34 protein-coding genes and 2 tRNA genes are annotated in these 26811 nt (G+C 63.2%); 23 read left to right on the top strand and 13 right to left on the bottom strand.

The features are described from left to right. Window positions 1–4 precede the first annotated feature (4 nt). From WIT60_RS02205 to WIT60_RS02310, 22 genes are all read left to right on the top strand, one after another. On the top strand, window positions 5–631 hold the full coding sequence (locus WIT60_RS02205; protein WP_339582358.1) for a lipase family protein: 627 nt from the start codon (window positions 5–7) through the stop codon (window positions 629–631). A gap of 45 nt (window positions 632–676) precedes the next feature. After that, on the top strand, window positions 677–1654 hold the full coding sequence (locus WIT60_RS02210) for a lipase secretion chaperone (RefSeq protein WP_339582309.1): 978 nt from the start codon (window positions 677–679) through the stop codon (window positions 1652–1654). Between the two features lie 68 nt (window positions 1655–1722). After that, window positions 1723–3183 (top strand): metalloprotease TldD, encoded by a 1461-nt coding sequence (gene tldD, locus WIT60_RS02215; protein WP_339582310.1) that lies wholly within the window; start codon window positions 1723–1725, stop codon window positions 3181–3183. Between the two features lie 303 nt (window positions 3184–3486). After that, complete coding sequence (gene rplN, locus WIT60_RS02220) at window positions 3487–3855, top strand: 50S ribosomal protein L14 (protein ID WP_260788821.1); 369 nt, start codon at window positions 3487–3489, stop codon at window positions 3853–3855. A 30-nt stretch (window positions 3856–3885) separates the two neighbouring features. Next, complete coding sequence (rplX, locus tag WIT60_RS02225) at window positions 3886–4203, top strand: 50S ribosomal protein L24 (protein ID WP_339582311.1); 318 nt, start codon at window positions 3886–3888, stop codon at window positions 4201–4203. Window positions 4204–4211: 8 nt separating this feature from the next. Beyond that, on the top strand, window positions 4212–4763 hold the full coding sequence (gene rplE / locus WIT60_RS02230) for a 50S ribosomal protein L5 (protein WP_339582312.1): 552 nt from the start codon (window positions 4212–4214) through the stop codon (window positions 4761–4763). Between the two features lie 8 nt (window positions 4764–4771). Beyond that, complete coding sequence (rpsN, locus tag WIT60_RS02235) at window positions 4772–5077, top strand: 30S ribosomal protein S14 (protein ID WP_109037607.1); 306 nt, start codon at window positions 4772–4774, stop codon at window positions 5075–5077. A gap of 30 nt (window positions 5078–5107) precedes the next feature. Next, window positions 5108–5503, top strand: a complete 396-nt coding sequence (rpsH, locus tag WIT60_RS02240) for a 30S ribosomal protein S8 (protein WP_320362203.1) — start codon at window positions 5108–5110, stop codon at window positions 5501–5503. Between the two features lie 16 nt (window positions 5504–5519). Then, entirely contained in the window at window positions 5520–6053 is a 534-nt protein-coding gene (gene rplF / locus WIT60_RS02245) for a 50S ribosomal protein L6 (protein ID WP_320362202.1), read from the top strand. Window positions 6054–6067: 14 nt separating this feature from the next. Continuing rightward, window positions 6068–6430, top strand: a complete 363-nt coding sequence (rplR, locus tag WIT60_RS02250; protein ID WP_339582313.1) for a 50S ribosomal protein L18 — start codon at window positions 6068–6070, stop codon at window positions 6428–6430. Between the two features lie 29 nt (window positions 6431–6459). Beyond that, window positions 6460–6978 (top strand): 30S ribosomal protein S5, encoded by a 519-nt coding sequence (gene rpsE / locus WIT60_RS02255; RefSeq protein WP_339582314.1) that lies wholly within the window; start codon window positions 6460–6462, stop codon window positions 6976–6978. 16 nt (window positions 6979–6994) lie between these two features. Further along, window positions 6995–7177 carry a 50S ribosomal protein L30 gene (gene rpmD / locus WIT60_RS02260; RefSeq protein WP_339582315.1) on the top strand — a complete coding sequence of 61 codons (183 nt, stop codon included), beginning with the start codon at window positions 6995–6997 and terminating at the stop codon, window positions 7175–7177. A 22-nt stretch (window positions 7178–7199) separates the two neighbouring features. Then, on the top strand, window positions 7200–7634 hold the full coding sequence (gene rplO / locus WIT60_RS02265; RefSeq protein ID WP_320362197.1) for a 50S ribosomal protein L15: 435 nt from the start codon (window positions 7200–7202) through the stop codon (window positions 7632–7634). Between the two features lie 44 nt (window positions 7635–7678). Then, the gene (gene secY / locus WIT60_RS02270) at window positions 7679–8989 is read left to right on the top strand and encodes a preprotein translocase subunit SecY (RefSeq protein ID WP_339582316.1); all 1311 of its coding nucleotides are present in this window, start codon (window positions 7679–7681) and stop codon (window positions 8987–8989) included. 314 nt (window positions 8990–9303) lie between these two features. After that, on the top strand, window positions 9304–9417 hold the full coding sequence (gene rpmJ, locus WIT60_RS02275; RefSeq protein WP_035036301.1) for a 50S ribosomal protein L36: 114 nt from the start codon (window positions 9304–9306) through the stop codon (window positions 9415–9417). 41 nt (window positions 9418–9458) lie between these two features. Beyond that, window positions 9459–9821 (top strand): 30S ribosomal protein S13, encoded by a 363-nt coding sequence (rpsM, locus tag WIT60_RS02280; protein ID WP_339582317.1) that lies wholly within the window; start codon window positions 9459–9461, stop codon window positions 9819–9821. Window positions 9822–9856: 35 nt separating this feature from the next. Beyond that, complete coding sequence (rpsK, locus tag WIT60_RS02285) at window positions 9857–10261, top strand: 30S ribosomal protein S11 (protein ID WP_339582318.1); 405 nt, start codon at window positions 9857–9859, stop codon at window positions 10259–10261. A 287-nt stretch (window positions 10262–10548) separates the two neighbouring features. Next, window positions 10549–11172 (top strand): 30S ribosomal protein S4, encoded by a 624-nt coding sequence (gene rpsD / locus WIT60_RS02290; RefSeq protein ID WP_339582319.1) that lies wholly within the window; start codon window positions 10549–10551, stop codon window positions 11170–11172. A gap of 142 nt (window positions 11173–11314) precedes the next feature. Next, on the top strand, window positions 11315–12301 hold the full coding sequence (locus WIT60_RS02295) for a DNA-directed RNA polymerase subunit alpha (RefSeq protein ID WP_320362191.1): 987 nt from the start codon (window positions 11315–11317) through the stop codon (window positions 12299–12301). 109 nt (window positions 12302–12410) lie between these two features. Next, complete coding sequence (gene rplQ, locus WIT60_RS02300) at window positions 12411–12800, top strand: 50S ribosomal protein L17 (RefSeq protein WP_339582320.1); 390 nt, start codon at window positions 12411–12413, stop codon at window positions 12798–12800. Window positions 12801–12950: 150 nt separating this feature from the next. Then, window positions 12951–13027: transfer RNA gene (locus WIT60_RS02305), tRNA-Met, on the top strand. Between the two features lie 115 nt (window positions 13028–13142). Continuing rightward, a tRNA-Met gene (locus WIT60_RS02310) sits at window positions 13143–13219 on the top strand. A gap of 88 nt (window positions 13220–13307) precedes the next feature. On the opposite strand, the gene WIT60_RS02315 is transcribed toward WIT60_RS02310, so the two are convergent. The 12 genes from WIT60_RS02315 to WIT60_RS02370 form a co-directional block, all read right to left on the bottom strand. Continuing rightward, the gene (locus WIT60_RS02315) at window positions 13308–13727 is read right to left on the bottom strand and encodes a DUF6691 family protein (protein WP_339582321.1); all 420 of its coding nucleotides are present in this window, start codon (window positions 13725–13727) and stop codon (window positions 13308–13310) included. 19 nt (window positions 13728–13746) lie between these two features. Next, window positions 13747–14187: a YeeE/YedE family protein gene (locus WIT60_RS02320; protein WP_339582322.1), complete on the bottom strand. Its 441-nt coding sequence runs from the start codon at window positions 14185–14187 to the stop codon at window positions 13747–13749. 87 nt (window positions 14188–14274) lie between these two features. After that, window positions 14275–15546 (bottom strand): OmpP1/FadL family transporter, encoded by a 1272-nt coding sequence (locus WIT60_RS02325; RefSeq protein WP_339582323.1) that lies wholly within the window; start codon window positions 15544–15546, stop codon window positions 14275–14277. Window positions 15547–15694: 148 nt separating this feature from the next. After that, window positions 15695–16549: a murein L,D-transpeptidase gene (locus WIT60_RS02330; protein ID WP_339582324.1), complete on the bottom strand. Its 855-nt coding sequence runs from the start codon at window positions 16547–16549 to the stop codon at window positions 15695–15697. A gap of 10 nt (window positions 16550–16559) precedes the next feature. Further along, window positions 16560–17093, bottom strand: a complete 534-nt coding sequence (locus WIT60_RS02335; RefSeq protein ID WP_339582325.1) for a hypothetical protein — start codon at window positions 17091–17093, stop codon at window positions 16560–16562. Window positions 17094–17168: 75 nt separating this feature from the next. Beyond that, window positions 17169–18404 carry a hypothetical protein gene (locus WIT60_RS02340; protein WP_339582326.1) on the bottom strand — a complete coding sequence of 412 codons (1236 nt, stop codon included), beginning with the start codon at window positions 18402–18404 and terminating at the stop codon, window positions 17169–17171. Continuing rightward, a complete protein-coding gene (locus WIT60_RS02345; protein ID WP_339582327.1) occupies window positions 18404–19156 on the bottom strand; it encodes a hypothetical protein in 753 nt (250 codons plus the stop codon). Before WIT60_RS02345 ends, WIT60_RS02340 begins: the two co-directional genes overlap by 1 nt. Window positions 19157–19177: 21 nt before the next feature. Further along, window positions 19178–19738: a hypothetical protein gene (locus tag WIT60_RS02350; RefSeq protein WP_339582328.1), complete on the bottom strand. Its 561-nt coding sequence runs from the start codon at window positions 19736–19738 to the stop codon at window positions 19178–19180. Window positions 19739–19745: 7 nt separating this feature from the next. Next, window positions 19746–20021, bottom strand: a complete 276-nt coding sequence (locus WIT60_RS02355) for a DnaJ domain-containing protein (RefSeq protein WP_339582329.1) — start codon at window positions 20019–20021, stop codon at window positions 19746–19748. Further along, window positions 20018–20383, bottom strand: coding sequence for an HPF/RaiA family ribosome-associated protein (locus WIT60_RS02360; protein WP_339582330.1), 366 nt, complete (start codon window positions 20381–20383; stop codon window positions 20018–20020). Before WIT60_RS02360 ends, WIT60_RS02355 begins: the two co-directional genes overlap by 4 nt. A gap of 136 nt (window positions 20384–20519) precedes the next feature. Further along, the gene (locus tag WIT60_RS02365; protein ID WP_339582331.1) at window positions 20520–23609 is read right to left on the bottom strand and encodes a hybrid sensor histidine kinase/response regulator; all 3090 of its coding nucleotides are present in this window, start codon (window positions 23607–23609) and stop codon (window positions 20520–20522) included. Then, window positions 23582–23926 (bottom strand): winged helix DNA-binding protein, encoded by a 345-nt coding sequence (locus tag WIT60_RS02370; RefSeq protein ID WP_339582332.1) that lies wholly within the window; start codon window positions 23924–23926, stop codon window positions 23582–23584. Before WIT60_RS02370 ends, WIT60_RS02365 begins: the two co-directional genes overlap by 28 nt. 94 nt (window positions 23927–24020) lie before the next feature. On the opposite strand from WIT60_RS02370, the gene WIT60_RS02375 reads away from it, so the two are divergent. Further along, window positions 24021–24257 (top strand): hypothetical protein, encoded by a 237-nt coding sequence (locus tag WIT60_RS02375; RefSeq protein ID WP_339582333.1) that lies wholly within the window; start codon window positions 24021–24023, stop codon window positions 24255–24257. Between the two features lie 112 nt (window positions 24258–24369). On the opposite strand, the gene WIT60_RS02380 is transcribed toward WIT60_RS02375, so the two are convergent. Next, window positions 24370–26811, bottom strand: a 2442-nt coding sequence (locus tag WIT60_RS02380) for a Tn3-like element IS1071 family transposase (protein ID WP_339582334.1), incomplete at its 5' end; no start/stop codon positions are given.

Here is a 26811-nt window from a genome sequence, read left to right on the forward strand (position 1 = left end):
CCTCATCGGCCACAGCCACGGCGGGCCCACCGTGCGTTACGCCGCGGGCGTCATGCCCTCCATGGTCGCCAGCGTCACCACCGTGGCCGGCGCCAACTTCGGCTCCCAGGTGGCCGACCAGCTCGAAGCCAACATGACCCCCGGCGCCTTGTTCGAGCAAACCGCCACCGCCCTGGCCAAGCTGATCTCCTTCCTCAACGGCACCCCCAGCACGTCCGACGTCAACCTGCGCACCGCGGTCGATTCGCTCAGCGCCACCGGTCTGGCCAAGTTCAACGCCCGCTTCCCCGCCGGCGCGCCGACCACCCCTTGCGGCAGCGGCCCCGAGGTCGCCGCCGTGGATGGGTATCCGATCCGCTGGTATTCCGTCTCCGGCACCTCGGTCAAAACCAATTTCTGGGACATCTCCGACACGCTGCTCGACACCTTCGCCTCGAAGTACTTCACCGAGGCGCACGACGGCCTGGTGGGCCGCTGCGCCAGCCACTGGGGCAAGGTCCTCAAGGACAACTACGACTGGAACCACCTCGACGAGATCAACCAGGTCTTCGGTCTGGTCGGCCGCAATGCGCCCAGCCCGCTGGCCTTCTATGTCCAGCACGCCAACCGCCTCAAGCTGGTCGGCCTGTAAGTCGTCTGCCCCCAGGGCCCGCTCACGGGCCTTCTTGTGCCGACCATGAGCGCCACCCACCCCCCACCGCAGACACGCCGACCAGCCCGGATCGCCCGGATGCTGGTGGCGTTGGGGGCCGTCGGCGTGGTGGCAGTGGGCTGGCTTCAGTTCCGAGATGTCCGTGAGGACGCCCCTGTCACAGCCGAGCACCCCACCCAGCGGGGCGACTGGTTTGGCGCCCCGCACCCCGTCCCGGCCAGCCCCGCCCCGGCCGTAGCCACGACCCAGCCCGGCCTCACCCCAGCACAAACGCGCGAACGCCTGTTCCGCCGCGGCTCCCTCGCCGTCTCCAGCCCCACGGGCGACTGGTGCGTGCGCGACGGGCGTCTCCAGCCCTGCGAGGCCTTGCGCCACCGCTTCGAGTACTACCTGCTGGCGCTGGGCGAGGTCACCGCGGCCGACCTCCGCGCCCTGGTCGCCGACGAAGTCGCACGGGCGCATGGCAGCGCCCCTGTTGCCGACATCCTGTCCCTATGGGACCGTCACCTCGCACTGCGTGCCCACCCCTACCGCACGGTCTTTGACCCTCACAACCTCGTCACCTGGCGCGCCCTGCTCGACGAGCAGCAGCGTGTCCGGCGCCAGATGCTGGGCGAAGCCTGGGCCCAGGCCCTCTTCGCCACCGAGGAAGCCGAGGCGCAGCGCGATCTGGCACGGCTCGAACGCGGCGAGCCCTGGCCTGCGGACCCCGGCCTGCCCGTGTCTCCCGCGCGCCAGGACAATATGAGCGCCCCGCCTCCGGCCACGCACAGCGAGCGCGTCGCCCGCTACGGCGCTGCCGCGGCAGATCGCCTCGCCCAGGCTGACGCCCGCTGGGCCGACTGGACCGGTCGCCTGCAAACGGCGCAAACCGAATGGTCACGTCTGCAAGCCGCCCCCGAGCTCTCACCGCCGCAGCGCCGCCAAGCCATCGACGCCCACATTCGGAGCCATTTCCGCCCCGACGAGCGTCGCCGCGTTGAAGCCCTGCTCGCCCTCTGAAACACACAACGGGCGGGGCTTCGCATCCTCCCCGCGCAGCCACACGCTGCCATGCCTACAATGCGCCCATGATCGCCGTTGACGCCACCATCGCCCGCCTCCAGACTGCCCGTGAGTTGCTGCTCGCCCCCTACCAGCTGGACGAGTCCACCCTGTTCAAGGCCCTGCAGGTCATCACCGCCCACCGCGTGGACGATGCCGACCTCTACTTTCAGTACACCCGCAGCGAAGGCTGGAGCCTGGAAGAGGGCATCGTCAAGTCCGGCAGCTTTGGCATTGACCAGGGCGTGGGCGTGCGCGCCATCTCTGGCGAGAAGACCGCCTTCGCCTACTCCGATGACATCTCCGAAGCGGCCCTGCTCGACGCAGCCCGCACCGTGCGCACCATCGCCGCCGCCGGCCAAAGCCGCAAGGTGAAAGTGGGCGAGCCCCGCGTCGCCCCCAGCCGCACCCTCTACCCGGCCTTTGACCCCATCGCCTCGCTCGACAGCGCCGCCAAGGTCGCCCTGCTGGAAGACGTCGAGCGCCGCGCCCGCGCCAAGGACCCCCGCATCGTCCAGGTCATGGCTGGTCTTGGCTGCGAATACGACGTTGTCATGGTCGCCCGCGCCGACGGCACCATGGCCGCCGACGTCCGCCCCCTGATCCGCCTCTCGCTCACCGTCATCGCCGAACAGCACGGCCGCCGCGAAGTCGGCTCGGCCGGCGGCGGTGGCCGCTACGACCTGGGCTACTTCAGCCAGGCCGTCACACAGACCTATGTGGACCAGGCCGTCCACGCCGCCCTCGTCAACCTCGAAGCCCGTCCCGCCCCCGCCGGCGAAATGACCGTGGTACTGGGCAACGGCTGGCCTGGCATCCTCCTGCACGAGGCCGTCGGCCACGGCCTGGAAGGTGATTTCAACCGCAAGGGCTCCAGCGTCTTCTCCGGCCGCATCGGCCAGCGCGTCGCCGCCAAGGGCGTCACCATCCTCGACGACGGCACCATTCCGGACCGCCGCGGTTCGCTCAACATCGACGACGAAGGCCACGCCACCCAGCGCACCGTCCTCATCGAAGACGGCATCCTGCGCAACTACATGCAGGACGCCACCAACGCCCGCCTGATGAAGACCGCGCCCACAGGCAACGGCCGTCGCGAAAGCTACGCCCACCTGCCCATGCCCCGCATGACCAACACCTACATGTTGGCTGGCGACAAGGACCCGCAGGAAATCGTCGCCTCCATCGACCGCGGCCTCTACGCCGTCAACTTTGGCGGCGGCCAGGTCGACATCACCAGCGGCAAGTTTGTCTTCTCCGCCTCCGAGGCCTACTGGGTCGAAAACGGCAAGATCCAGTATCCCGTCAAGGGCGCCACCCTGATCGGGAACGGCCCTGACGCCATGACCCGCGTCAGCATGATCGGCAACGACCTGGCGCTCGACCCCGGCGTGGGCACTTGCGGCAAGGAAGGCCAGAGCGTGCCGGTTGGTGTCGGCCAGCCCACGCTGCGCATCGAAGGCCTGACGGTCGGCGGCACCGCCTGATTTTTCACTGTCTCTGCACGCACGCGCAGGGACAATTCGCCCCTTGCGATTTTTTGCAGGAAGTGCTTGACCCCGTCTCAGCTCCTCATGCATAATGCAAGGCTTCGCTGTTCAAGCGATCAATTTCGGCCTGGTTACCCTCGCTGGCTTGTTGTAAGACTCAAATTGCAACCGGCACGCGCTGCGGCAGGATTCACGAGGTTGTGAGCTTGTTCAGATCCGCCCGTTCTACGGGCCCAAGACTGACCGTTCGTTGTTGCGTAAGTGGTTTGCGCAGCCGATCGGGCCAAGTTGGGGTACACCATGATCCAAATGCAATCGCGACTTGACGTCGCTGACAACACGGGTGCTAAGAGCGTCATGTGCATCAAGGTGCTCGGTGGCTCAAAGCGTCGTTACGCCGGTATTGGCGACATCATCAAGGTCAGCATCAAAGAAGCTGCACCGCGTGGTCGCGTCAAAAAGGGCGAGGTTTACAGCGCTGTGGTCGTCCGCACTGCCAAGGGTGTTCGTCGTCAAGACGGCTCTCTGGTGAAGTTTGATGGCAATGCCGCCGTGCTGCTGAACGCCAAGCTGGAGCCTATCGGCACCCGCATCTTCGGCCCCGTGACGCGTGAACTGCGTTCCGAGCGCTTCATGAAGATCGTGTCGCTGGCTCCCGAGGTTCTGTAATCCCTCGGCGCAACGCAAAGGACAGCTCTTATGAACAAGCTCAAGACAGGCGACCAGGTCATCGTTCTGACCGGCCGTGACAAAGGCAAGCGTGGCACTGTGTCCGCTCGCGTGGATGCCGACCATCTGTTGGTCGAAGGCGTGAACGTTGCCAAAAAGCACGTCAAGCCGAACCCTCTGAAGGGCACCACCGGCGGCATCGTTGACAAGACCATGCCCATCCACCAGTCCAACGTGGCAATTTTCAACCCTGCTTCCGGCAAGGCTGACCGCGTCGGTATCAAGCTCCTGGAAGACGGCAAGAAAGTGCGCGTCTACAAGTCCAGCGGCGAAGAAATCAAGGCTTGAGGTCAAAAATGGCTCAAACACAAGCTCGCCTGCAGCAGTTTTACCGCGAAAAGGTCGTTCCCGACCTGATGGCCAAGTTCGGCTACAAGTCGATCATGGAAGTGCCGCGTCTGACCAAGATCACCCTGAACATGGGTGTCTCGGAAGCCGTGTCGGACAAGAAGGTCATGGAACACGCCGTTGGCGACCTGACCAAGATCGCTGGTCAAAAGCCCGTGGTCACCATGTCCCGCAAGCCCATCGCCGGCTTCAAGATCCGCGAAAACATGCCCATCGGCTGCATGGTCACCCTGCGTGGTGCCACCATGTTCGAATTCCTGGACCGTTTCGTCACCATCTCGCTGCCTCGCGTTCGTGACTTCCGCGGTATCTCGGGTCGTTCTTTTGACGGTCGCGGCAACTACAACGTCGGCGTCAAGGAACAGATCATTTTCCCGGAAATCGAATACGACAAGATCGACGCCATCCGTGGTCTGAACATCAGCATCACGACGACGGCCAAGACCGACGACGAAGCGAAGGCTCTGCTGGCTGCTTTCAAGTTCCCGTTCAAGAACTGAGGTACATCGTGGCAAAAGTATCCTTGAAGCAACGCGAAGAAAAGCGCGAAAAGCTGGTTGCCAAGTACGCACAAAAGTACGCCGAACTGAAGGCCATCATCGATGACGCCAAGAAGTCGGAAGAAGAGCGTTACGCTGCCCGTCTTGAGCTGCAAAAGCTGCCCCGCAATGCCAACCCGACCCGTCTGCGCGCTCGCTGCAACCTGACTGGTCGCCCCCGTGGCACTTTCCGTCAGTTCGGTCTGGGTCGCACCAAGATCCGTGAATTGGCTTTCGCTGGCGACATCCCCGGTGTCACCAAGGCGAGCTGGTAATCCCAGCAGGTCACGAACAGGAGTTATCCCATGAGCATGAGTGATCCCATCGCCGACATGCTGACACGCATCCGCAACGCCCAAATGGTCTCCAAGACCGGTGTTGCCATGCCGTCGTCCAAGCTGAAAGTCGCGATTGCCCAGGTCCTGAAGGACGAAGGCTACATTGACGGTTTCGCCGTCACCGGCGAGGCTGCAAAGCCCACGCTGGAAATCTCGTTGAAGTACTACGCTGGTCGCCCGGTCATCGAGCGCATCGAGCGTGTGTCCCGCCCCGGTCTGCGCATCTACAAGGGCCGTCACGACATCCCTCAGGTCATGAATGGCCTGGGTGTGGCAATCGTGACCACCCCGAAGGGTGTGATGACCGACCGCAAGGCTCGCGCCGCCGGCATCGGTGGTGAAGTGCTCTGCTACGTCGCCTAATCGAGGAGCAATCGCAATGTCCCGCGTTGGAAAAATGCCGATCGCCGTCCCTCAAGGTGTGGACGTCCAGATCACCCCAGCCGCCGTCACCGTCAAGGGCAGCCTCGGTACGCTGAGCCTGCCTGCCAACAGCCTGGTTGTCGTCTCGAACGAAGCCGGTCAGTTGAAGGTGGCTCCGGCTAACGACACCGCCGCCGCCAATGCCATGTCCGGCACCTTCCGTGCCCTGCTGAACAACACCGTCAACGGTGTCAGCAAGGGTTTCGAGAAGAAGCTGACCCTGGTGGGCGTGGGCTTCCGTGCCCAGGCACAAGGTCAAAAGCTGAACCTGCAGATCGGTTTCTCTCACCCCGTGGTGAAAGACATGCCTGCTGGTATCAAGGTTGAGACGCCGGCCCCGACCGAAATCCTGATCAAGGGTTCCGATCGCCAGGTCGTTGGTCAGATCGCCGCTGAAATTCGCGCCTTCCGTCCGCCAGAGCCTTACAAGGGCAAGGGCATTCGGTACGCCGACGAGCGCGTGGTCATCAAAGAGACCAAGAAGAAGTAAGGAGCTGATTCATCATGGCAACAAGCAAGAAGGAACAGCGCCTGCGTCGCGCACGCCAGACGCGTGCCCGCATCGCCCTGCAAGGCGCTGTGCGTCTGACGGTCTTCCGCACCAACCTGCACATCTACGCCAGCGTGATTTCTGGCGACGGCAGCAAGGTCCTGGCCTCCGCCTCGACCGCCGAGAAGGAAGTGCGCGAGCAACTCAAGGCTTCGGGTGGCAACAGCGCCGCCGCTGCCTTGATCGGCAAGCGCATCGCCGAGAAGGCCAAGGCTGCTGGCGTCGAGAAGGTCGCTTTCGACCGCGCTGGTTACCAGTATCACGGTCGTGTGAAGGCCTTGGCTGAAGCCGCGCGTGAAGCCGGTCTTCAGTTCTAAGCCGCGTCGGCAACCGGAAGGAATTTCATATGGCTAAGTTTCAACCCAAGGTAGCGGACGAAGGTCGCGACGACGGTCTGCGCGAGAAGATGATCCAGGTGAACCGCGTGACCAAAGTGGTCAAGGGCGGCCGGATCATGGGCTTCGCAGCTCTGACCGTGGTTGGCGACGGCGATGGCCGCGTTGGCATGGGCAAGGGTAAGGCGCGTGAAGTGCCGTTGGCTGTTCAAAAGGCCATGGACCAAGCTCGTCGCAACATGGTCAAGGTCTCGTTGAAGAACGGTTCCGTGCACCACAACATCCGTGGCGAACACGGTGCAGCCAAGGTGCTGTTGGCTCCGGCTCCTGCCGGTACCGGCATCATCGCTGGCGGCCCGATGCGCGCTGTGTTTGAAGTGATGGGCATCACCGACATCGTGGCCAAGAGCCTCGGTTCGAGCAACCCTTACAACATGGTTCGCGCCACTTTCGACGCCCTGAACAAGGCGACGACCCCGGCCGAAGTCGCTGCCAAGCGCGGTCTGAACGTTGAAGACATCTTCAACTGATCGCGGGAGAGCTGAGATGAGCGAAAAGAAAACTGTCACCGTCAAGCTGGTGCGCAGCCCGATCGGCACCCGTGCCGACCACCGCGCCACCGTGCGTGGTCTGGGTCTGCGCCGCATGAACAGCACGGCTGTCCTGGAAGACACGCCTGCTGTCCGCGGCATGATCAACAAGGTCAGCTACATGGTCGTGGTGCTGTAAGCACTTCGACTTGGGGAACACCATGGAACTCAATAGCATCAAGCCCTCCGCGGGCGCCAAGCATGCCAAGCGCCGTGTGGGCCGTGGCATCGGCTCCGGCCTGGGCAAGACCGCCGGTCGCGGTCACAAGGGTCAGAAGTCGCGTTCGGGCGGCTACCACAAGGTGGGCTTCGAAGGCGGTCAAATGCCTCTGCAGCGTCGCCTGCCCAAGCGTGGCTTCAAGTCGCACCTGCTGAAGTACAACGCCGAAATCACCCTGTCCGAGCTGCAAGCTCTGGGCGCGGCTGAAGTCGACGTCCTGTCGCTGAAGGCAGCCGGCCTGATCCCCCAGATCGCCAAGGTGGTCAAGGTGATCAAGTCGGGCGAACTGTCGGCCAAGGTTGTGCTCAAGGGCATCGGCGCTACCGCTGGCGCCAAGGCTGCCATCGAAGCCGCTGGTGGTTCGCTGGCTGAATAAGCCTGCGATTCAAGCACGAACGTAAGACAGAGAACGGACTCAGCGTGGCAACTTCTCCCACACAACTGGCTCAAAGCGGCAAGTACGGCGACCTGCAACGTCGCTTGGTCTTCCTGCTGCTCGCGTTGGTGGTCTACCGCATCGGGGCGCATATCCCCGTGCCCGGTATCGACCCGGCGCAGCTGCAACAGTTGTTCAAGGGCCAGCAAGGCGGCATCCTGAGTCTGTTCAACATGTTCTCGGGTGGGGCGTTGTCGCGCTTCACCGTGTTCGCGCTGGGCATCATGCCCTACATTTCTGCGTCCATCATCATGCAGATGATGGGCTATGTGGTGCCGACACTCGAAGCCTTGAAGAAGGAAGGCGAGGCCGGCCGCCGCAAGATCACTCAGTACACGCGTTTCGCGACGCTGGGCTTGGCCTTGTTCCAGTCCTTCGGTATCGCTGTGGCCCTGGAGGGTACGCCTGGCTTGGTGATCGATCCTGGTTTCGGTTTCCGCATGACTGCGGTGATCAGCCTGACTGCCGGCACCATGTTCCTCATGTGGCTGGGTGAGCAAATCACTGAACGTGGTCTGGGCAACGGTATTTCGATTCTTATTTTTGGCGGTATCGCTGCGGGCTTGCCTTCTGCTTTGGGTGGTCTGTTCGAGCTGATCCGCACCGGTGCCATGAGCATCCCGGCCGCCATCTTCATCGTGGCCCTGGTGGTTCTGGTCACCTACCTCGTCGTATTCGTTGAGCGCGGCCAGCGCAAGATTTTGGTGAACTACGCCAAGCGTCAGGTTGGCAACCGTGTGTACGGTGGTCAGTCGTCGCACCTGCCTTTGAAGATCAACATGGCCGGCGTGATCCCTCCGATTTTCGCTTCGTCCATCATTTTGCTGCCGACGACCGCTGTGAGCTGGTTCGCCACGGGTGACAGCATGCGCTGGTTGAAGGACATCGCTGGCATGCTGTCGCCTGGTCAGCCGATTTATGTGATTTTGTACTCGATCGCCATTGTCTTCTTCTGCTTCTTCTACACGGCGCTGGTGTTCAACAGCCGTGAGACCGCAGACAACCTGAAGAAGAGTGGTGCGTTCATTCCTGGTATCCGCCCAGGTGACCAGACTGCCCGATACATCGACAAGATTCTCGGCCGTCTGACCCTGGTGGGCGCGGTGTACATCACGGCCGTGTGCCTGTTGCCCGAGTTCCTCGTGCTCAAGTACAACGTTCCGTTCTATTTCGGTGGGACATCTCTGCTCATCATCGTGGTGGTCACGATGGATTTCTGGGCGCAGGTTCAGTCTTACGTCATGTCTCAGCAGTACGACTCGCTGTTGAAGAAGGCAAGTTTCAAGTCGAACTGAAACGCACCAGCCTGGCTGGTGGCAAAAGGGATCAGGCAGCTCCGCTGTTTGGTTGAGTCAGTTTGCCGACACACCCATCTGGGTGGGCATTCCCCTTCCGCACTGTTTTGATCGGCCAGCAGGCTGCATCGCTTCCATGCGCTCCGCATTTGTACTAGAATGGCGGGCTGCCCAGGCGAAGAGTGATGTTGATTGCTTGCCGTACGTTTTGAGTCGTGCTCGCATCGTGTTCCGGGCGAAGTGAGCTTGAAGTTAGTTGACCCCGGAAACGTGGGCGAATTTCCGCTGAGAAATCGGCGGTTCAGGAGAAGACCATGAAAGTCTCGGCATCCGTCAAGAAGATGTGCCGTAATTGCAAAATCATCCGCCGCAAGGGCGTGGTTCGCGTGATCTGCACCGACCCGCGTCACAAGCAGCGTCAAGGCTGATCGCCTGACCTGGCGACGACACACGCGTTCAGAGGACAGTTATGGCACGTATTGCTGGCATCAACATTCCGCCGCACAAGCATACCGAAATCGGTCTGACTTCGATCTACGGCATTGGTCGCACCACCGCGCAGAAAATCTGCACGGCGGCCGGCATTCCCTTCAACAAGAAGATCAAGGAATTGACCGACGGCGACTTGGAAAAGATTCGGGAAGAAGTGGGCAAGCTCACCATTGAAGGTGACCTGCGCCGCGAACTCTCGATGAACATCAAGCGACTGATGGATCTGGGCTGCTATCGCGGCTTCCGTCACCGTCGTGGTCTGCCCCTTCGTGGCCAACGCACTCGCACCAACGCTCGCACTCGCAAGGGTCCGCGTAAGGCGATCGCTGGCAAGAAGTGATCAGGCTAAGCGACTGAGTTCAAGAGAGATAAATCATGGCTAAAGCACCTGCGAACAGCGCTGCCCGTCGTGTTAGCAAGAAGGTCCGCAAGAACATTGCAGACGGTATTGCCCACGTGCACGCTTCCTTCAACAACACCATCATCACCATCACGGACCGTCAGGGCAATGCTCTGTCGTGGGCTTCGTCTGGTGGTCAAGGCTTCAAGGGCTCGCGTAAGTCCACGCCGTTCGCTGCCCAGGTGGCTGCTGAAGTGGCAGGTCGCGCTGCTCAAGAGCAAGGCATCAAGAACCTCGACGTCGAGATCAAGGGCCCCGGTCCTGGTCGTGAGTCGTCGGTGCGCGCCCTGGCTTCGCTGGGCATCCGCATCGCTTCGATCTCTGACGTGACGCCCGTTCCTCACAACGGCTGCCGTCCTCAGAAGCGTCGTCGCATCTGATGTCGTTTGCTTGACTCATCTGCGGATGGGTCTGCTTCCACCTCGCGAGCCATGGAAACAAGGCTGGCGAGGTTATTGCGTTGCATATTTCTGACGCGCATCAGCGCAGCAGTGTGTGTGACGACGTCTTGCTATAATGGCAAGCTATTCACGGTTGCGTATGGCTGTGGCACTGTAGTGGTGTCGCATGGCTGTGACCGATAAGCCCACCGTCTGTGCTGGTGTTCATCGCCGCCAGACTCGCGTCGGCATGTTGCTGACGTCAGACAGATCACAAGGACACGAAAGTGGCACGTTACCTCGGACCCAAGGCCAAGCTGGCCCGCCGCGAAGGCACCGACCTGTTTTTGAAGAGCGCCCGTCGCCCCATCAGCGACAAGGCCAAGTTTGACACGAAGCCTGGCCAGCACGGCCGCACCTCCGGCTCGCGCACCTCGGACTTCGGTCTGCAACTGCGTGAAAAGCAGAAGGTCAAGCGCATGTACGGTGTGCTGGAAAAGCAATTCCGTCGCTACTTTGCTGAAGCTGAGCGTCGCAAGGGCAACACCGGTGCGAACCTGCTGACCCTGCTGGAATCGCGTCTCGACAACGTTGTGTATCGCATGGGCTTTGCCTCCACCCGCGCTGAAGCTCGCCAGTTGGTGGGGCACAAGGGTGTGGTCGTGAACGGTCAAGTGGTGAACATCCCTTCGTTCCTGGTCAAGACCGGCGACGTCGTGGCTGTGCGTGAAAAGGCCAAAAAGCAAGTTCGCGTGCAAGAAGCTTACAAGCTGGCCGAGTCCATCGGTCTGCCGGGCTGGGTTCAAGTGGACGGCGCCAAGCTGGAAGGCGTGTTCAAGAAGAGCCCGGACCGTGACGAGTTCGGCTCCGACATCAACGAATCGCTGATCGTCGAACTGTATTCTCGTTAATGCACCTTACAGGCTGCACCGCACGGCATTGTGTCGTGTTGTGTGGCCTTGTGCATTTGTATTTCAGGGCCGGAGCAGGTGCTCCGGTTGGTCCAGCGGCCTTATCGGTGTAACGAGCCGAGGGTATTGACAGGAAGACCTCATGCAAACCAATTTGCTGAAACCCAAAGCCATCCAGGTGGAGCCGCTCGGCGGCAACCGCGCCAAGGTCACGCTCGAACCGTTCGAGCGTGGCTATGGTCACACCCTCGGCAACGCGCTGCGTCGCGTGCTGTTGTCGTCGATGGTTGGTTTCGCGCCCACGGAAGTCACGATCGCTGGCGTCCTGCACGAGTACTCCGCCATCGATGGCGTTCAGGAAGATGTGGTTCACATCATGCTGAACCTCAAGGGCGTGGTGTTCCGCCTGCACAACCGTGACGAAGTCACGCTGGTGCTGCGCAAGGACGGCGAAGGCCCCGTCACGGCCGCTGACATCCAGACCCCCCATGACGTCGAGATCATCAACCCGGGTCATGTGATTGCACACCTGTCGCAAGGCGGCAAGCTCGACATGCAGATCAAGGTCGAAAAGGGCCGTGGTTATGTGCCGGGTAACGTGCGTCGCTATGGCGAAGAGAGCAGCAAGGCCATCGGCCGCATCGTGCTGGACGCTTCGTTCTCGCCGGTTCGCCGCGTGAGCTACACGGTCGAAAGCGCCCGTGTGGAGCAACGCACCGACCTGGACAAGCTGGTCATGGAAATCGAAACCAACGGCGCCATCACGCCGGAAGAGTCGATCCGCGCTTCGGCCAAGATCCTGGTGGAACAGCTGGCTGCGTTCGCGCACTTGGAAGGCAACGATCTGCAGACGCTGATCGATGCGCCGAAGTCCAGCGCCGTGTTCGACCCGATCCTGCTGCGTCCGGTGGACGAGCTGGAGTTGACGGTGCGTTCGGCCAACTGTCTGAAGGCCGAGAACATCTACTACATCGGCGACCTGATTCAGCGTACCGAGACCGAGCTGCTCAAGACCCCGAACCTGGGTCGCAAGTCGCTCAACGAGATCAAGGAAGTTCTGGCTTCCCGTGGTCTGGCCCTGGGCTCGCGCCTGGAAGCCTGGCCGCCTCAAGGTCTGGACAAGCGCTGATCTGGCGTTGACACTGTTTTGAAAGTGGATGGCCGTCATGGCCATCCGGTGCACCCGGCGGTACCTTGAAACGGCCGTCGGTTTTTATAAGTAAGAAAGGACTAGCACCATGCGTCACGGACACGGACTCCGTAAACTGAACCGCACTTCGTCGCACCGTCTGGCGATGCTGCGCAACATGGCCAACTCGCTCATCGAGCACGAAGCCATCAAGACCACCGTTCCCAAGGCCAAGGAACTGCGCCGCGTTGTCGAGCCGCTGATCACCCTGGCCAAGGAGCCGACCGTTGCCAACAAGCGTCTGGCTTTCGACCGTCTGCGTAACCGCGACAACGTCGTCAAGCTGTTCAACGTGCTGGGCCCCCGCTTTGCCAAGCGTCCTGGCGGCTATACCCGCATCCTGAAGATGGGCTTCCGCGTGGGCGACAACGCTCCGATGGCCTACATGGAGCTGGTCGAGCGCACCGAAGAAGCTGCTGCCGAAGCTGCTGCTGAATAAGCATCTAGGCGTTCGCGCCTCTGAACCCGTCACGTGCAAGCGTGGCGGGTTTTTTCATGGGCGCTTGCTTTGGCTTCGGTCGACCCAGCGATCTTTTTTGTCGCAGGACTGGTCAAGGCAAGAAAGTTGTGCCATAATAGCTTTCTCTGTCGCGGGGTGGAGCAGTCTGGTAGCTCGTTGGGCTCATAACCCAAAGGTCGTTGGTTCAAATCCGGCCCCCGCAACCAAAATTTGGCGTATGCCTTGAAAGCCTGTCAGATTCGAGAGGCTTTTTTATTTCCAGTGCTTGCCGTGGAGTTTTCCTGCAAGTAGTCAGATTTCGGTCTGATACATCACTTCTGTCGCGGGGTGGAGCAGTCTGGTAGCTCGTTGGGCTCATAACCCAAAGGTCGTCGGTTCAAATCCGGCCCCCGCAACCAAGTTCAAAGGCCCTCGTAAGAGGGCCTCACACCGCTGACAAACCCCGTCTTTTCCGGCGGGGTTTATTTTTGTGGACATTGCCGAGCTTCATTGACCGCGGCGTCGTTGCCAACGCTGCAGCGCGCCACCCACCAGCATCGCAGGCACGAACAGCCAGGCCTCGCTGTTGCCCGACAACGCCGTGGCCAGGGCCGGACCAGGGCAGTAGCCGGCCAGACCCCAACCGATGCCGAACAGCGCGGCACCGACCAGCAGCTTGCGATCGACCTGCGTCAACGTGGGCAGGTGAAAGCGCTCCCCGTAAAACGGCACTGGCCGACGCAGGATGAAGCGGAAGGCCAGGGCGGTCACGGTGACAGCCCCCCCCATCACGAAGGCCAGGCTCGGGTCCCAGTCACCTGCCAGATCCAGAAAGGCCAGCACCTTCAAGGGGTTGGTCATCTCGGCGATGGCCAGACCCAGGCCGAACACCAGACCAGCCATCAGGCTCACCAAGGGTTGCATCATGTTGTGATCCTCCTGGGGTTCAGCCGCCGATGACGTGGCGGACGACAAAAACGGTGGCGATGCCGGTGGCCATGAAGACCCCGGTGGCCGCCAGCGAGCGCAGCGACAGGCGGCCCAGACCACAGACACCGTGGCCACTGGTGCAGCCATTGCCCAAGGAGGTGCCATAGCCGACCAGCAGGCCTGCGACAACCAGCAAGACCGGGTGCATGTCGGCACGTGGGTTGACTGTGCGGCCGGTGGCGGTGAACCAGATCCAGGTGCCAACGATCATGCCCAGCACGAACAGCAGGCGCCACAGCCAGACCTGACGGGCCTGGTGGGTGCGCCATGCGTCGATCAGGCCATGGGCGATGTTGCTGATGCCGGCGATGCGACCGGTGCCGGCCAGCAGCACCACGGCAGACAGGCCGATCAGCAGACCGCCGATCAAACCGGTGACGGGGGTGAAGTTGCTCATGTGAATGAATTCCAGAAAAGCAGGAAACCGGCAGGCTCATGTGGCAGCCTGCCGGTATCTCAGGGCACAAGGCTCAGGTTATGAGCCTCAGAACTTCCATCCATACGACACGCCGATGATGTCTTCCTTGAGGCGGATGTTGGCATCGCCTCCGCCGAAATTGGCAGGGATGGCGCCCGAGCCCTTCACGGTCTTCTCAAACGCGTGGCTGTAGTGGGCGCTCCATTCGCTGTTCGCGCTGGTCTTCCAGGTGAAGCCTGCAGTCAGGTGGTCTTGCACCACACCGGGGGCGAGGATGTTGAGGAAGGTCTCGCTCTTGGGGATGGGCTGGGTGGCGTGGCTATAGCCGGCGCGCAGGGTCCAGGCATCGTTCAGCTGATGGATCACGCCGAGCTTCACAACCTTGACGTCCTTCCAGCCGAAGCCGGGGCCGTTGGTGCTACCCAGAGGTTGACCTTGAACCGTCAACTGGCTCAGGGGAGTGCCCACCGACTTCACGTCGTTCAGTTCGATCACTTGGTAGTCCAGGCCCAGGGTCCAGTGTTGTGCCAGCTGCCAGGCCAGGCCCACGCCGTAGTTGGCGGGGATGTCAAAGCCACCTTGTTCGGCGAACAGGCCCTTGTACTTGTCGAAGCGCCCCTGGATCTTGGACGACCAGGTGGCCCCCAGACGCAGTTCAGGCGTGATCTGACCGATCCAGCCGAGGCGGATGCCCGCGCCGCTGGAGTTGTCGGTGCCGCGGTCCGAGACGTCAAGCGGTGAGGCCGAGGCGCCCGCAAACGGCTGGATGCCGCGCATCGAGAAACGCTGGTGAGCGAGGTTCAGTGCGGCGCCGAACACATGGTCAGGCGTCGCCTTCCAGGCCACCGAAGGGGAAATGAACAGCTGCTCCAGATTCATCTTGGTGGCTTGGGTCACACCGAAGCCCTGGAAGGGGCTGGTGTTGTAGCTGGTGTTCATGCCGCCGTTGCCGTACACAGCCAGGCCCACGCTCAGTTGCGAGTCGATCTGGCGCGTGTAGCCAAATTCAGGGATCAGGAACAGCTCGCGGCCGTCGGCGCTGTACTTGCCGTCAAGGCCTGCGCCGTTGCCTTGGATCTCAGAGCCCCGGCTCGGCTTGAACAGGTTCACCCCCACATCCAGTCGGTTGCCTGTGAAAGCCGTGCCAGCCGGGTTGGTGGCCGCGGTCAAGCCATCTTGCGGCAGCGCAATGCCCACGCCAGCGATGGCCTGGGATTTCACGCCGTAGCCGTGCGAGAAGTAGCCGTTGGTGGCCAGGGCCGATTGCGGCAGGGCGGCCACGCACAGCGCGGCCAAGGCGGCAGCGCGGAGAGGCGAGGCGGTGAAGAGCTGGGACATGGACGTCATCCTCTGAAGGCTTGTACGGGTACGGGTTAGGGTGTTTGGTGTGCGACTGTACCGACAAACCTTCATGCCGCAAACGATGAAATCGCAATGTCTTTATGCAATCAATGCATAAAGGGGTTTGATGCGCATCAAGAGGGCATCAGGGTGCTGGGGCGCGGGGCACATCCACGATCACCACCCAGCGACCTGACCACGGCGTCGGGGTGCGGTCGGGCAGCCAGAACCAGGGGCGCACCCCTGTCTCGGCTTGGGTGGCCTCGAAGCGTGCGTCGAGCACGCCGTACTGGTCGAGAAAGCGGTTCAAGCCCGCATCAATGCGCACACAGCCTTTGGAGGCGGGCGTGCCCAGGCGTTTTTCCAGCACCGGGTCGGTGGCGTGCACCTGCAGGCGAATGGGGATCACCCCCGGTGGCTCCCATCCCTTTTCGGCGGGGACCCAACCTAGGTCGAACACCCGCATGCCCTTGAGGCCGTAGCCCCGGATGCCGTTGTCGTTGAAGGTGCCTTCTGCGCGGAAGCTGTGATGATCGCCATGAGAAAACACGCCCAGCGGGGTCGTGAAATGATCGTAGCTGCCTGGCTTGCCGGTGCTGATCAGACTGGTGCCGATCACTTCCCACCCACCGGCCTCGGTCGCCAAGGCCACCAGGGCTTCTTGTGATTGCGGATGGCGGTCGATCAACAGGAACAGTTCTCCTGCGGGCCAGGGCTGCGCAGCGCTGGCGAAGGCCTGCTGTGCGGCGGCCTGCAGTTGCGCCAGTCGGGCGTCGTCAGGGTAGCTGCGCTTCGTGACCAGTTGGATGAAGGCCGTACGCAAAACGGGCACCGTGGTGGCCAGAGGCGCCGCCGGACCTTCGCCATCGGTGCCAGGCAGGGGCTCGGCCGTGTGCGCAGGCCAGGCCAGGCATCCGGCCACCAGCAGGGCGCCCAGCCGCGGCATCCAGCAGCTGGTGCGACGTGGCGTTGGGGGCAGGGCAGGCCACAGGCCGAACATGGTGACCTCGTCAGGGCTTGGCGGGGCGCTGCTCCTTGGCGAGCAGCTTGTCCACACGCGCTTGCGCCCGATTGCGCACCAGGAAGCGCTCCAGTCCGGACACCTCGGCCATCAACTGATCGGCCTGCTGGGTGCAGCGGTTCAGGCGGCTGGCCTGCTGTGCGGTGCTCAGCTGGCTCCAGCGCCCTTCGGCAGCTTTCAGCATCTGATCGGCCTCGGGATTGCGCAGCCCCTTCTTGTAGGCCACGCCGATGAACACAAAGCCGTGCTCGGTGTCCTTGAGGATGGCCTGATTGCGCGTTTCGGACGGCGCTTGCTTGAGGTGCTGCACCACGCGGGCCTTGAAGCCAGCGGTGCATTCCGAGGCTTCCTGAAAGAACACCGCATCAGCCGATGGCAGTGCAGCCCGCGCAGGGCCCACAACGACCAGGCCGACCATCAGCCCCAGCACGGCGAGGCCCACGCGACCTGACAGGCGTCCCTGCACGCGTCCCAAAGGTGATGCGCTGGCGGCGGGGTGGGGATGGGGGCGTGCAAGTCGCATGACAGGTCGATCGGCAAAGTGGCAGACAGGATCTTCAACGCGGATCATGGCCACCGGGTGGACAGCGTCCGCCGTTCAGCTGGCCTTGACGTGACATTCCCGACGCAACAGCGTCAGGGCGTTCTGGATGCCGTCGTCGACGTCGCGGGTCAGCGGCGCGCGGGCCTCGTCCACAAAACTGTGCCACAGCTTGAGGTAGTCCGCCTGGTAGGCCGCGGGCGCATGCGCCTGGATGTACTGCTCGGCCAGCTCCGGCTGCCAGCCGCTCTTGCGGATCTTGCGGATCAGCGTGCCCGCCATGCGCTCGGTCAGCAGTGTCTTGGGCGGGCTCTCGGCGGCCACGCACAGGAAGAGCGTGAGCAGCGAGGGCTCGTCGTCGTTGCCCGCGGTGATCTTCTTCCAGGTGGCCGAGGCGGTGCGCTCGTGGGCATCGACTTCAGCCAGGCCGCTGTCGAGCCAGAAGTAGCGGCCCATGAAGGCCGGCGTCTGCTGGAACAGCTTGCGAATCGGCGTGGCCGCGTCCAGCATCTTGGGCAGGTCGCGCATGACGCTGCGGCGCACGTTTTCCACCACCGGGTGCAGTTCAACGGGCAGCTCGGCGGGCACGGTGATGCGGATGCCGCTGGCGTCTTCACCATGGCGCTGGCGCAGCTTGAGCACGATGGCACCCAGAGCGCGCCAGTCGGGCATCTCGGTGTGGCCGGTGCTCAGCACCAGCAAGGCGGTGCGGATCACGGCTTCGGCCTCAGGGCCGGCGTCGCTCAGCTCGTCTTCGTCCAGGCCCAGGTCCTCGGCCAGCCATTCGGCGGCGGCCATCAGCTGCGCGGCGTGGGTGCGGCGGGCCAGCTCGGCGCGGTACTCGGCCAGGGGGCGCAGCGTCCACTTGGCGAGTTGCGGGATGTGAACGTCGGAGAACTCCTTGCGCTCGTTCATGCCGAAGTGGCTGGTCTGCGGCATCACGATCAGCCGCTTGAGCATGTCCGAACCGCCTTTGGAGCGCGACAGGAAGCTGTGGTCGCGCAGCGATTCGGCGGCGCGGCGCAGGTCGCCGTCGCAGCTGTCTTCCAGGTACAGGCTCACCAGGTTGACGATGCGGTCGCGGGCGCGCTCCAGCTCGGGGCGCAGGAACTCGCTGCCGAAGTAGGCGGCGATCTGCACCATGCCCTTGGGCGCGCTGCGGGCGATCTCGTCGAGCTTGGTCTGCGGGATCAGGCCGTGCTGGAGGCCGTACTGCAGGGCCTTCTCGAAGAAGGGCCGCGCGTCGTAGAGCGAGACGCCAGCAGAGGAGGGGGAGGCGGGCGTGTCCGACATCAGATGGCCGATTCTTCGTCCGAGTCCAGCACCACGGTGGTGACGCGGCCGAAATCGGTCTCGCTGGTTTCCACCTTGCTGCGGTCTTCGTCCTCGTCGTCCTCGAATTCGGGGCGACCGGCTTCGAAGGCGCGCACCTTGGCGCGCAGCACCAGCAGCATCTCGGTGAACAGGTCGGGGCACTCGTAGCGCATCAGCCAGGCCAGCTCCATCCAATCCTGGTCGGCAACCTCGTCGTGGTCGAGCACGGGGCGGGCGTAGGCCGAGGCCATCAGATCGCTCTCGCTGAGGATCTCGCCATCGTCATCGACGGCATCGAAGCGGCCGGTGCGGGCGAAGGCCTCGATGCGGCTCCACTTCTCGGAGAAGTAGTTGGCCAGGGCTTCGGCGCCGCCTTCAATGGCGGCCAGCGCGTTGAGGAACTCGATCGGGTCGGCGTCTTCCCGGAAGATCACCGAGTTGACCATGCCACGCAGGTGGGTGTGGCTGAGGTCCTTGTAGCGCTTTTCGATCACGACGGCGCGGGCGAACTGCTCCGGGGTGATGACGAGGTTGACCACCGATTCCTTCGAGGTGTCGAACTCGCGGATCACGGCCAGCACGTCTTTGGGCGGCAACTGGTCGAGCACGACGACCAGGGCGCCGTCGCCTTCGGTGTCGGCCAGTTCGGCCAGCGCCGATTCGGCACCGACGATGTCACCGGCGGCGATCAGGCTCTGAGTCTTGGTGATGAGGGCAAGGTGTTGGGTCATCGCAGGGCGCTCGGCTCGGGGTCAGTCTTTGCGGTCGAAGCCTTGGTCGGCCAGCCAGTCGGCACCGGCGGCATCGCGGTCGTGCGGATCGGCCTCGCCGTCATCGTCGTAGCGGTCGTCGTCATCGCGGTCTTCACGGTCGTCGCCGTCTTCACCGTCGGTGTCCTCGTCCTCCGCCGCGCGCGCGGCGGGGCCAGGGCGGCTGTGCATGTACTCAAGGGCCACGGCCAGGGTCATGAACCAGGGGCCGGCGGGCTCGGCCAGGATGGTGTCAACCAGGTCTTGCGCCCAAGGGGCCAACTCCACGGCGTCGGACACGGCGTCCCAGTCGGGCAGGTCGTCGGCATCGCAGCTGAGGAGGTGGTTGAGCACCGCCGGTTGCACGAAACGGAAAGCCTGGTGGAAGACCACGGCCACCATCTCGGGGCTGATCTCGATCATCTTGACGAGGAAGCCCAACTCCTTGCGCTTTTCGGCCAGGCGCTGGCGCAGCACGCCGCGGCCTTCCGAGTCGGAGGTCAGGTCATCAAGTTCGGCCTCATAGGCCGAGCGCAGTTGCTGGAAAAAAGGAGAAAGGCTCACGTCGGGATCAGATCAGGGGGCGGAAATAGGCTTGCCAGATGTCCTGCGCGGTTGCGAGCGGGTCATCGAGCAGGTTGCGACGGCGATTGTCGTCGTAGGCCTGACGCTTGTCCGGGTCGGACAGCACGTCGTAGGCCTGTTGCACCGCCCGGAAGCGGGCGGGTGCGTCGGGTGAGGGATTGCGGTCAGGGTGGTACAGCGCCGCCTGCTGGCGAAAGGCCTTCTTGATCTCGGCCAGCGGGGCGCTGGGTGCCACCCCGAGGGCGGCGTAGTGGTCGCTCATGCGTTGGGGGCGTCGTCCGCTTCCGGCACGGCCAGGGTGGCGTCACGACGGGGGGCGTGCTTGTCCAGGGCGGTGCCGACGGCGCGCTTGAGTTTGTCCATGGCGCCGTGGATGGCCTGGTGGGCGTTGGCCGCATGGTCCTTGACGACCACGGGCTGCAGGCCCTTGACGTGGGCTTCCAGCGTGCAGTGGATGTCGTCCTTGTTGGCCTTGGCGTGGCTGTTCGCGTCGGCCAGGTGGGCTTCCAGGCGGGTGATGTGTTCGCCGAAGCGGTGCAGTTCGTCCTTGGCCAGGGATTCGAGGTACTCGGCGGTGCGGACGCCGCCGTCGATGTTCTTGTCGGTGTGCAGCAAAACTTGCATGATCGGACTCACTGGTTCAAGAAAAAAGGAATCCCGGGCACGGCGGCCTGGGGTTGCGTGCGCCACGGCGCCTGCAACAGCTCAAGTATGGGCCAAATGCGGGGCTGCAAGCCCCAGGTCGGCCGCGGGGGGCGACTCAGCGCCAGGGTGCGCTGGCGTCCAGCAGAGACAGGAGCTCGCGCTCCAGCAGGCGCAGGGCCGGCTCCAGGCTGTCGTCGTCGGCCCCGATGGCGTCTTCCACATCGCCGGCGGCGTCCATCAGCGACAAGGCGCAGAGGAAACCGGCACTGCTGCGCATGGTGTGCATGCGCCGGGACGCCTGTGTACGGTCGCCCGCGGTCAGGTCGGCACGCGTGCGCGCGACCGCATCGGCGTACTCGGTCACGAACATCTTGAGCAGGTCGATGAACATCTCGCGGTCACCGCCCAGGCGTTGCGCGGCGCGTTTGCCGTCGATGCCGGCAATGTCAGGAAAATCGAGGTCCATGGCGGGGGCGGGCATGGTGTCGGTCGCTGCAGGGCTCATCGCCGACGGGAGGGGGGCAGGTGTCTCGGTCAGTGCGGTGGCTTTGTCAGGACGCACGATCCAGTTTGCCAGCACCACGGCCATTTGTTCCAGGTCCATGGGCTTGGGCAGCACGTCGTTGGCTCCGGCGGCGCGGGCGGCGGCCTGCTGGTCATCGCGCACACCGGCCGTGAAGGCAATGATGGGCAACTGGGCCAGGCCCAGCTCTTCCCGGACCACCCGCGTGGCGCTGAGCCCGTCCATTACGGGCATCTGCACGTCCATCAGCACGGCGTCAAAGCCCGTGGGGCGGGTGCGCAGGATCTGCACGGCCTGTTGACCATCGGCCGCCAGGGTGGCCGTGGCGCCTTCCAGACGTAAGGCGCGCTCCACCAGATCGCGGTTCATGGCGCTGTCGTCCACGACCAGCACCTGCGCGCCCACCAGGCGGGGACCCTGGGGGGCAGAGGGCGAAGCGTCTGACTGGGTGTCGGTGGCACCCATCGCATCGGCGCCGTTCAGCGCCTCTACAGGGACGTTCGACATCGGCAACTCGAACCAGAAGGTGCTGCCCTGACCCAGTTCACTGTGCACGCCGATCTCGCCGCCCATCAACTCGACCAGGCGCTTGCAGATGGACAGGCCCAGTCCGGTGCCCCCAAAGCGACGCCCGATGCCGCCATCGGCTTGGGTGAAGGGGGCAAACAGGCGGCCCAGGGCCTCAGGGGCGATGCCGATGCCGGTGTCGCTGACCTCGCAGCGCAGACGCAATGGCGCGTCCGGGGATTCGGCAGAGGGCGTGAGGCGCACGGTGACGACCACTTCGCCATGCTCGGTGAACTTGATGGCGTTGCCGGTGAGGTTGACGAGCACCTGTTCCAGCCGCAGGCCATCGCCCAGCAGCGGGGGCACGGGGGCGTCCGGGGTGAGCAGGCGCAAGGTGATGCCCTTGCTGCGCGCCATCTGTCCCATCAGGCTGTCCAGGTTGGCCAGCAGTTTCGCGAGCTGAAAGGGCCGTGGCTCCAGCCGCAACTGACCGGCTTCGATCTTGGAGAGGTCGAGCACATCGTTGAGCAGGGCCAGCAGGGACTGACCCGCCGTGCGGATGCGCGTGACCATGTCGCGCTGGTGCTCCGGCAGTGGTTCGCGCGCCAGCACCTGGGCCAGGCCCAGCACCGCATTCATGGGCGTGCGGATCTCGTGGCTCATGTGCGCCAGGAACTCGCTCTTGGCGGCGTTGGCCGCCTTGGCGGCCTCGGTGGCCTCGCGCAGTTCACGCTCGTGGCGCTTGCGTTCGCTGATGTCTTCGACGATGAACAGGTGGCGCGGCGCATCGTCGGCATCCACCTGGATGGGCGCGCCCGTCACGCTGGCCCAGACCACTGCGCCATCGGGGCGCACGTAGCGCTTGGTGAAGGTGTGACTGGCTTTGCCGCCAGCCTTCAGGGCGCCGATGTGCTGTTGCGACAGGGCCTGGTCTTCGGGATGGGTGTAGCGCAGCGGGTCAACGCCGATCAAAGCATCCGCCGGCACACCGATGATGTCGCACAGGCGACGGTTGGCCTCCAGGATGAAGCCAGTCCGTGAGTCCACCAGGGCCACGCCCAGCGGTGCCTGCTCGAAGATGACCCGAAAGCGCGACTCTGCCAGTTGCCGTGCCTGCAGGGTCTGCACCTCCTGGCGCTGACGGGCGCGTCGCCAGGCATGGAACACTGCGGAGTAGACCAGCAGCAAGCCCAGCCCCATCACGATGGCGGTGGCCCAGGCCATGCTGCGGATGCCGGCGTAGGCTTCGCGCTCGTCGATCTCGGCCAGCATCAGCCAGGGGGTGCCTTGCACGGCCGAGGCATAGGCCAGCACAGGCACATCGCGGTAATCGCGCCCACCCAGCAAGATGCCGCGCTCACCCTGGGCCGCCCGCCCGGCTGGCAGCGTCGGGGTGTTCAGCGGCTCGGTCAGGCTCAGCTCGGCATGGGGTCGGTGGCGCAGCGGCGTCACAAAGCGCACCTGAGCCGCGTCGCGCCGCACCAGGTAGGTTTCGGCCGTGCGGGTGGGGACGGGCCAGGTGCTCACCAGGGGGTAGAGGGTCTGTGCGGCGTTCCAGCTCAGGTAGGCCCAGCCGAGCGGGGCTTGTGGGTCCGGGCCGATGGGCGCCAGCACCCCGAACTGCACCTGGCCGTGTGCGGTCTGATGCAGGTCCACCAGCTCAATGCGGGGGCGCTTGAGCAGGTCGGCAATGAGGGCGGCGTGGGGACCCAGGTCTGCCGTGCCATGTCGGAACACCGGCTGCCCGTTCAGATCCAGCACCACCATGCCCTGCCAGCCCTTCACACGCATGCCCGCGCGAGCCGCCACCTGCATGTCGGCGAGCAGACGGCTGTCATGCCGGCCGCTGTCCAACCATTGCGTGAAGAGCGCGGTCACCCGGGAGCGGGCAGCAAAATTCACCCGCGCATCGGTGCGGATCTCGTCGAGCAGGTCCTCGATCTGCAGGGTTTTCTGTTCGGCAATGACCGTCAGCGTACGGTGGGTTTCGCGGCGAATTTCGTCCGCCAGAGACCGGTAGACGAAGGAGCCCACCGCCCCGATCAGGACCGACAGCAGCAGCAGCGGCAGTGCCAGGCGCAGGCGCTGGCGCAATGAGTCCGGGGCTGGAGCTATGGAAGACAGGCCGATCGGTGGCGCCAAACGGGTCACTGGCGTGTGGCCTGCACCAGGCATTCAGACAGCTTGTCGAAATGCGTCAGGGCCGCGGGGGTCAACTCCACCTGTTTGCGGCGTGCGTCTTCGGTGTCGGCCAGGGTGATCCAGCCCTTGGCGCGCATGGACTTCAGGCGCGAATGCAAGGTGGCGGGCGAACCCAGTTCGGCGGTGCCGATCAGGTCGCGCACGCACAGGCGTTGCTGCGCCTGGTTGGTGCGTGCCACCAACTCCAGAATGCGCTCCTCGAGAGGGTCGAGCGGCGGCAGGCTGGGCAAACCGCGCACGGCTTCGGCCAGTTTCAGGAAGCGCAGATAGATATCGGCGGGACGGGGCACAGATCAATCCTCAGGTGGGTGGGAGTACCATAGACAGCGCAGTACCCCTCACACTCTAAATTTTATGACATTCAGCGCGCGGCTCGGACTGCACATGTGGATGGTTCTGGCCACCTTTGTCGCCTTCTTGACGATGGTGGGGGTCAATGAGTTGCTGTTCCGTGCCAGTGAGCACGTGCCTGGCATCAACTGGGTCTACCTGCCAGCCGGTGTGCGCTTGTTGGCAACCTTGTTGTTCGGCTTTTCCGGGGCGGTGGGCCTCTTGTTGGCCGCGTGGTGCGTCAACTTCTGGTACTTCTTGGGGTCTCCTCGTTTTCAGTGCAATAAGTGACGGTACGAAAAGCTAGCACTGGCGCGGAGGTGGTGTTGGTAGATCGTTGATTTCATTGACTTTCCTGTTCACTTTCAAATCTGCGATTCGTGGCGTCAAACCGTGGTCGGTTTCATCCATTGGTGCCAGTTATCGATGCATTTGGCCGCGAAGGCAGGATTTGGTCAGCATAGCGGTCAACCGGGAAGCGAAACACACCCCGCAAGTTGATGCTCTCCAGCCTGGTGGGCGCAATCTTCCCGATCAGTTCCGGTGGAATGACCTGGCGGCGGTTCGACCAGCGATCCAGGACCGCCTGCATCTGTGAGGTATTCCACGCCATCACGATGTTGGCCATCAGGCTCAACGCATCGGCCACAGCCTGCATTTCATCGACACGTTTGGCCTGCGCCGGGCTGATCCGGCCGGTATAAATGGCGCGCTTGAGGGCGTTAACAGCCTCGCCCCGATTGAGCACCCGGCGCAACTCGTTCCTGAAAGCGTCCTTGACAAAGTAGTCAGCCAAAAACGCCGTACGCAGCAACCGCCCCAATTGCACGCCAGCCTCATAGATTGGATCGCCCTGGGCGGCAGAACCGAACCGCGCAAGAGCTGCCACCGCACTGGCATGTCCGCTCATGACCGAGGCTGCCAGGTGCACCAGACTATCCCAATGCTTTTCGATCAAAGCGACGTCGACATTGGCTTCGCACACCGCAGCGATTTCTGCGGGCACTTTGGTGCCGCGTGGCACAAAGAGGTGGCGCTGTTTGAGTTCCTTCAACCGCGGGCAAAGATCAAAACCAAGCAAACGGGCATGTGACATGGCAAAGTCGGTGTAGCCATGGGTATCCACAGCAAGCTGGCTGGTCTCCAGCTTTTCTTGGCGGATGACACCTTCAATGGCCACGCCCGCCTGGCGCTCATTGAGCACAAAGGGCTGCGCATGGAAGATGCCCCACCGGTCTTTTACATGGGAGTAGATTCCAATGGAAGGTGTGTTGCGCCGAGGATCAAGCCGGGCTTGCCACACCCGTTTGGTGGTCTCCATGCTCATCATGTCAGAAGATGCCAAATCGGACCGCCCCCAGGTGGCGGCAATCGGGTGTCGCTGCATGAATTCCAGCACAGCCTGGCAGGCCTGGCTCAGACGCCGTTCGTCCCGCGCCCAGCGCATGGCCTGGCGAATGCTGGTGGCAGACAATTGCGGAATCATGCGCGCGCATTCGACCGCAGTCAGACTGGTGCCGTGGGCCATGATGCCGGCATAGACCATCAGCAGCTCGTCGGTAGAGCGCGGCTCACGTCCGAGCATGATCCAGCTAAAGCGCACCTGGGCGTCAACGGCCAGAATCACTTCCGGCAATTGAACCTCACCGATGCGGTGATCCAAAGCCGCGCGCAGCTTGGTCACTTCTGGGTCTTCGTCCTCTGCGGGCAATGGCGACAAATGGAGTTCATCATCCACGCGCAGTACGCCACTGCGGGCTGCAGCGGCCACCGCATCGACACCGGCAGTTACTCTGGCCAGCAAAGGCTTCAAGAAAGTGGCAGCCTTGCTGGGTAACGATAGACGGGCATAGTGTTTCTTGGACTCTGCCTGCCAACGCTCGTCCGTGAAGAACAAGCGCGCACGACCCCGAAAGCTCAGGCTGTGCTCAATCCAGACCGAGCCATTGCGCACCGCGCGGCGCAGGGCAAACAGGGTGGCCACCTCCAACGCCTGAAACGCCCGTTCCCGGTCTGGGCTGGAGATCGAAACCTGCCAGATCATTCCCAGACTTGGTGCCACCACTTCAACTGGCAGCTTTCTGGATCCTTTGAGATATAAAGCTTGCAGCTTGGCAAGGTACTCGATGGCAGGATGCTCGCCGGTGGCCTGCCAGGGCAGCTTTGCAATGGCGACGAGCAACGACCGCACGGGGCGAATTCCATCAATCAATCCCTCGCGGACCAGGGAGGCCCTGCTCGGTGGTTTGCGTTTCTGGGTTTCGGTGATCAAGGCTTCAAGACGGGCACGCAACTCAGCATCTGGCACCGCACCTTGCGCGCTCAAGGCAACAAGTTCGCCGAGCAGCGTTTTGTACATTGCGGCCCAATTGACGGTAGCGGGGACATCGGCGGCAGCCTGACGCCACAGATCGGCGATCCGGCGCTGCACCATAAGGATCAACTGGTCTGTGGTGGTGAACAGGCAATACCGAAGAAAGCATGCGACCTCCACGGTGCGCGCTGGCTCTTTGATCTTGGCTCCGGCTGAGGGCGGCCTGGAGACAAGTCGGCGCGCGTAGCGGCGCAAGATGAGATCGGGGATGTCTGCCAGGTGCTTATGAACGTCCAGCGTGTAAAGCAGGTCGATGCGCTCCAGTACCTCGCTGATTTGGCGGGTTGAGTGTTTCGCCGGTGCAGCCCATAGCCAACTCTGCTGGGTTTGTCCATCTGGGCGCAGCTCTGAAACTGAGGCTCGCCAGCGATCAAGTGTTGCTGGATCAACGCTGGCGGCGATGGCGGTGCCTGTTTCAACTTCAAGCTGGGCAAGTGCCGCCGCAATCAGTGTCCGAATTGCCCGCTCGTG

Origin of the sequence: Aquabacterium sp. G14, from assembly GCF_037482285.1 — a bacterium.
GTDB lineage: Bacteria > Pseudomonadota > Gammaproteobacteria > Burkholderiales > Burkholderiaceae_C > Aquabacterium.

What these genes read in the sequence shown, in the direction of transcription:
- WIT60_RS02210 (WP_339582309.1), top strand. Translation starts at nt 677, where the DNA reads ATGAGCGCCACCCACCCCCCACCGCAGACACGCCGACCAGCCCGGATC.
- tldD (WP_339582310.1), top strand. Translation starts at nt 1,723, where the DNA reads ATGATCGCCGTTGACGCCACCATCGCCCGCCTCCAGACTGCCCGTGAG.
- rplN (WP_260788821.1), top strand. Translation starts at nt 3,487, where the DNA reads ATGATCCAAATGCAATCGCGACTTGACGTCGCTGACAACACGGGTGCT.
- rplX (WP_339582311.1), top strand. Translation starts at nt 3,886, where the DNA reads ATGAACAAGCTCAAGACAGGCGACCAGGTCATCGTTCTGACCGGCCGT.
- rplE (WP_339582312.1), top strand. Translation starts at nt 4,212, where the DNA reads ATGGCTCAAACACAAGCTCGCCTGCAGCAGTTTTACCGCGAAAAGGTC.
- rpsH (WP_320362203.1), top strand. Translation starts at nt 5,108, where the DNA reads ATGAGCATGAGTGATCCCATCGCCGACATGCTGACACGCATCCGCAAC.
- rplF (WP_320362202.1), top strand. Translation starts at nt 5,520, where the DNA reads ATGTCCCGCGTTGGAAAAATGCCGATCGCCGTCCCTCAAGGTGTGGAC.
- rplR (WP_339582313.1), top strand. Translation starts at nt 6,068, where the DNA reads ATGGCAACAAGCAAGAAGGAACAGCGCCTGCGTCGCGCACGCCAGACG.
- rpsE (WP_339582314.1), top strand. Translation starts at nt 6,460, where the DNA reads ATGGCTAAGTTTCAACCCAAGGTAGCGGACGAAGGTCGCGACGACGGT.
- rpmD (WP_339582315.1), top strand. Translation starts at nt 6,995, where the DNA reads ATGAGCGAAAAGAAAACTGTCACCGTCAAGCTGGTGCGCAGCCCGATC.
- rplO (WP_320362197.1), top strand. Translation starts at nt 7,200, where the DNA reads ATGGAACTCAATAGCATCAAGCCCTCCGCGGGCGCCAAGCATGCCAAG.
- rpmJ (WP_035036301.1), top strand. Translation starts at nt 9,304, where the DNA reads ATGAAAGTCTCGGCATCCGTCAAGAAGATGTGCCGTAATTGCAAAATC.
- rpsM (WP_339582317.1), top strand. Translation starts at nt 9,459, where the DNA reads ATGGCACGTATTGCTGGCATCAACATTCCGCCGCACAAGCATACCGAA.
- rpsK (WP_339582318.1), top strand. Translation starts at nt 9,857, where the DNA reads ATGGCTAAAGCACCTGCGAACAGCGCTGCCCGTCGTGTTAGCAAGAAG.
- WIT60_RS02295 (WP_320362191.1), top strand. Translation starts at nt 11,315, where the DNA reads ATGCAAACCAATTTGCTGAAACCCAAAGCCATCCAGGTGGAGCCGCTC.
- rplQ (WP_339582320.1), top strand. Translation starts at nt 12,411, where the DNA reads ATGCGTCACGGACACGGACTCCGTAAACTGAACCGCACTTCGTCGCAC.
- WIT60_RS02315 (WP_339582321.1), bottom strand. Translation starts at nt 13,727, where the DNA reads ATGATGCAACCCTTGGTGAGCCTGATGGCTGGTCTGGTGTTCGGCCTG.
- WIT60_RS02320 (WP_339582322.1), bottom strand. Translation starts at nt 14,187, where the DNA reads ATGAGCAACTTCACCCCCGTCACCGGTTTGATCGGCGGTCTGCTGATC.
- WIT60_RS02325 (WP_339582323.1), bottom strand. Translation starts at nt 15,546, where the DNA reads ATGTCCCAGCTCTTCACCGCCTCGCCTCTCCGCGCTGCCGCCTTGGCC.
- WIT60_RS02330 (WP_339582324.1), bottom strand. Translation starts at nt 16,549, where the DNA reads ATGTTCGGCCTGTGGCCTGCCCTGCCCCCAACGCCACGTCGCACCAGC.
- WIT60_RS02335 (WP_339582325.1), bottom strand. Translation starts at nt 17,093, where the DNA reads ATGCGACTTGCACGCCCCCATCCCCACCCCGCCGCCAGCGCATCACCT.
- WIT60_RS02340 (WP_339582326.1), bottom strand. Translation starts at nt 18,404, where the DNA reads ATGTCGGACACGCCCGCCTCCCCCTCCTCTGCTGGCGTCTCGCTCTAC.
- WIT60_RS02345 (WP_339582327.1), bottom strand. Translation starts at nt 19,156, where the DNA reads ATGACCCAACACCTTGCCCTCATCACCAAGACTCAGAGCCTGATCGCC.
- WIT60_RS02355 (WP_339582329.1), bottom strand. Translation starts at nt 20,021, where the DNA reads ATGAGCGACCACTACGCCGCCCTCGGGGTGGCACCCAGCGCCCCGCTG.
- WIT60_RS02360 (WP_339582330.1), bottom strand. Translation starts at nt 20,383, where the DNA reads ATGCAAGTTTTGCTGCACACCGACAAGAACATCGACGGCGGCGTCCGC.
- WIT60_RS02365 (WP_339582331.1), bottom strand. Translation starts at nt 23,609, where the DNA reads ATGCCTGGTGCAGGCCACACGCCAGTGACCCGTTTGGCGCCACCGATC.
- WIT60_RS02375 (WP_339582333.1), top strand. Translation starts at nt 24,021, where the DNA reads ATGTGGATGGTTCTGGCCACCTTTGTCGCCTTCTTGACGATGGTGGGG.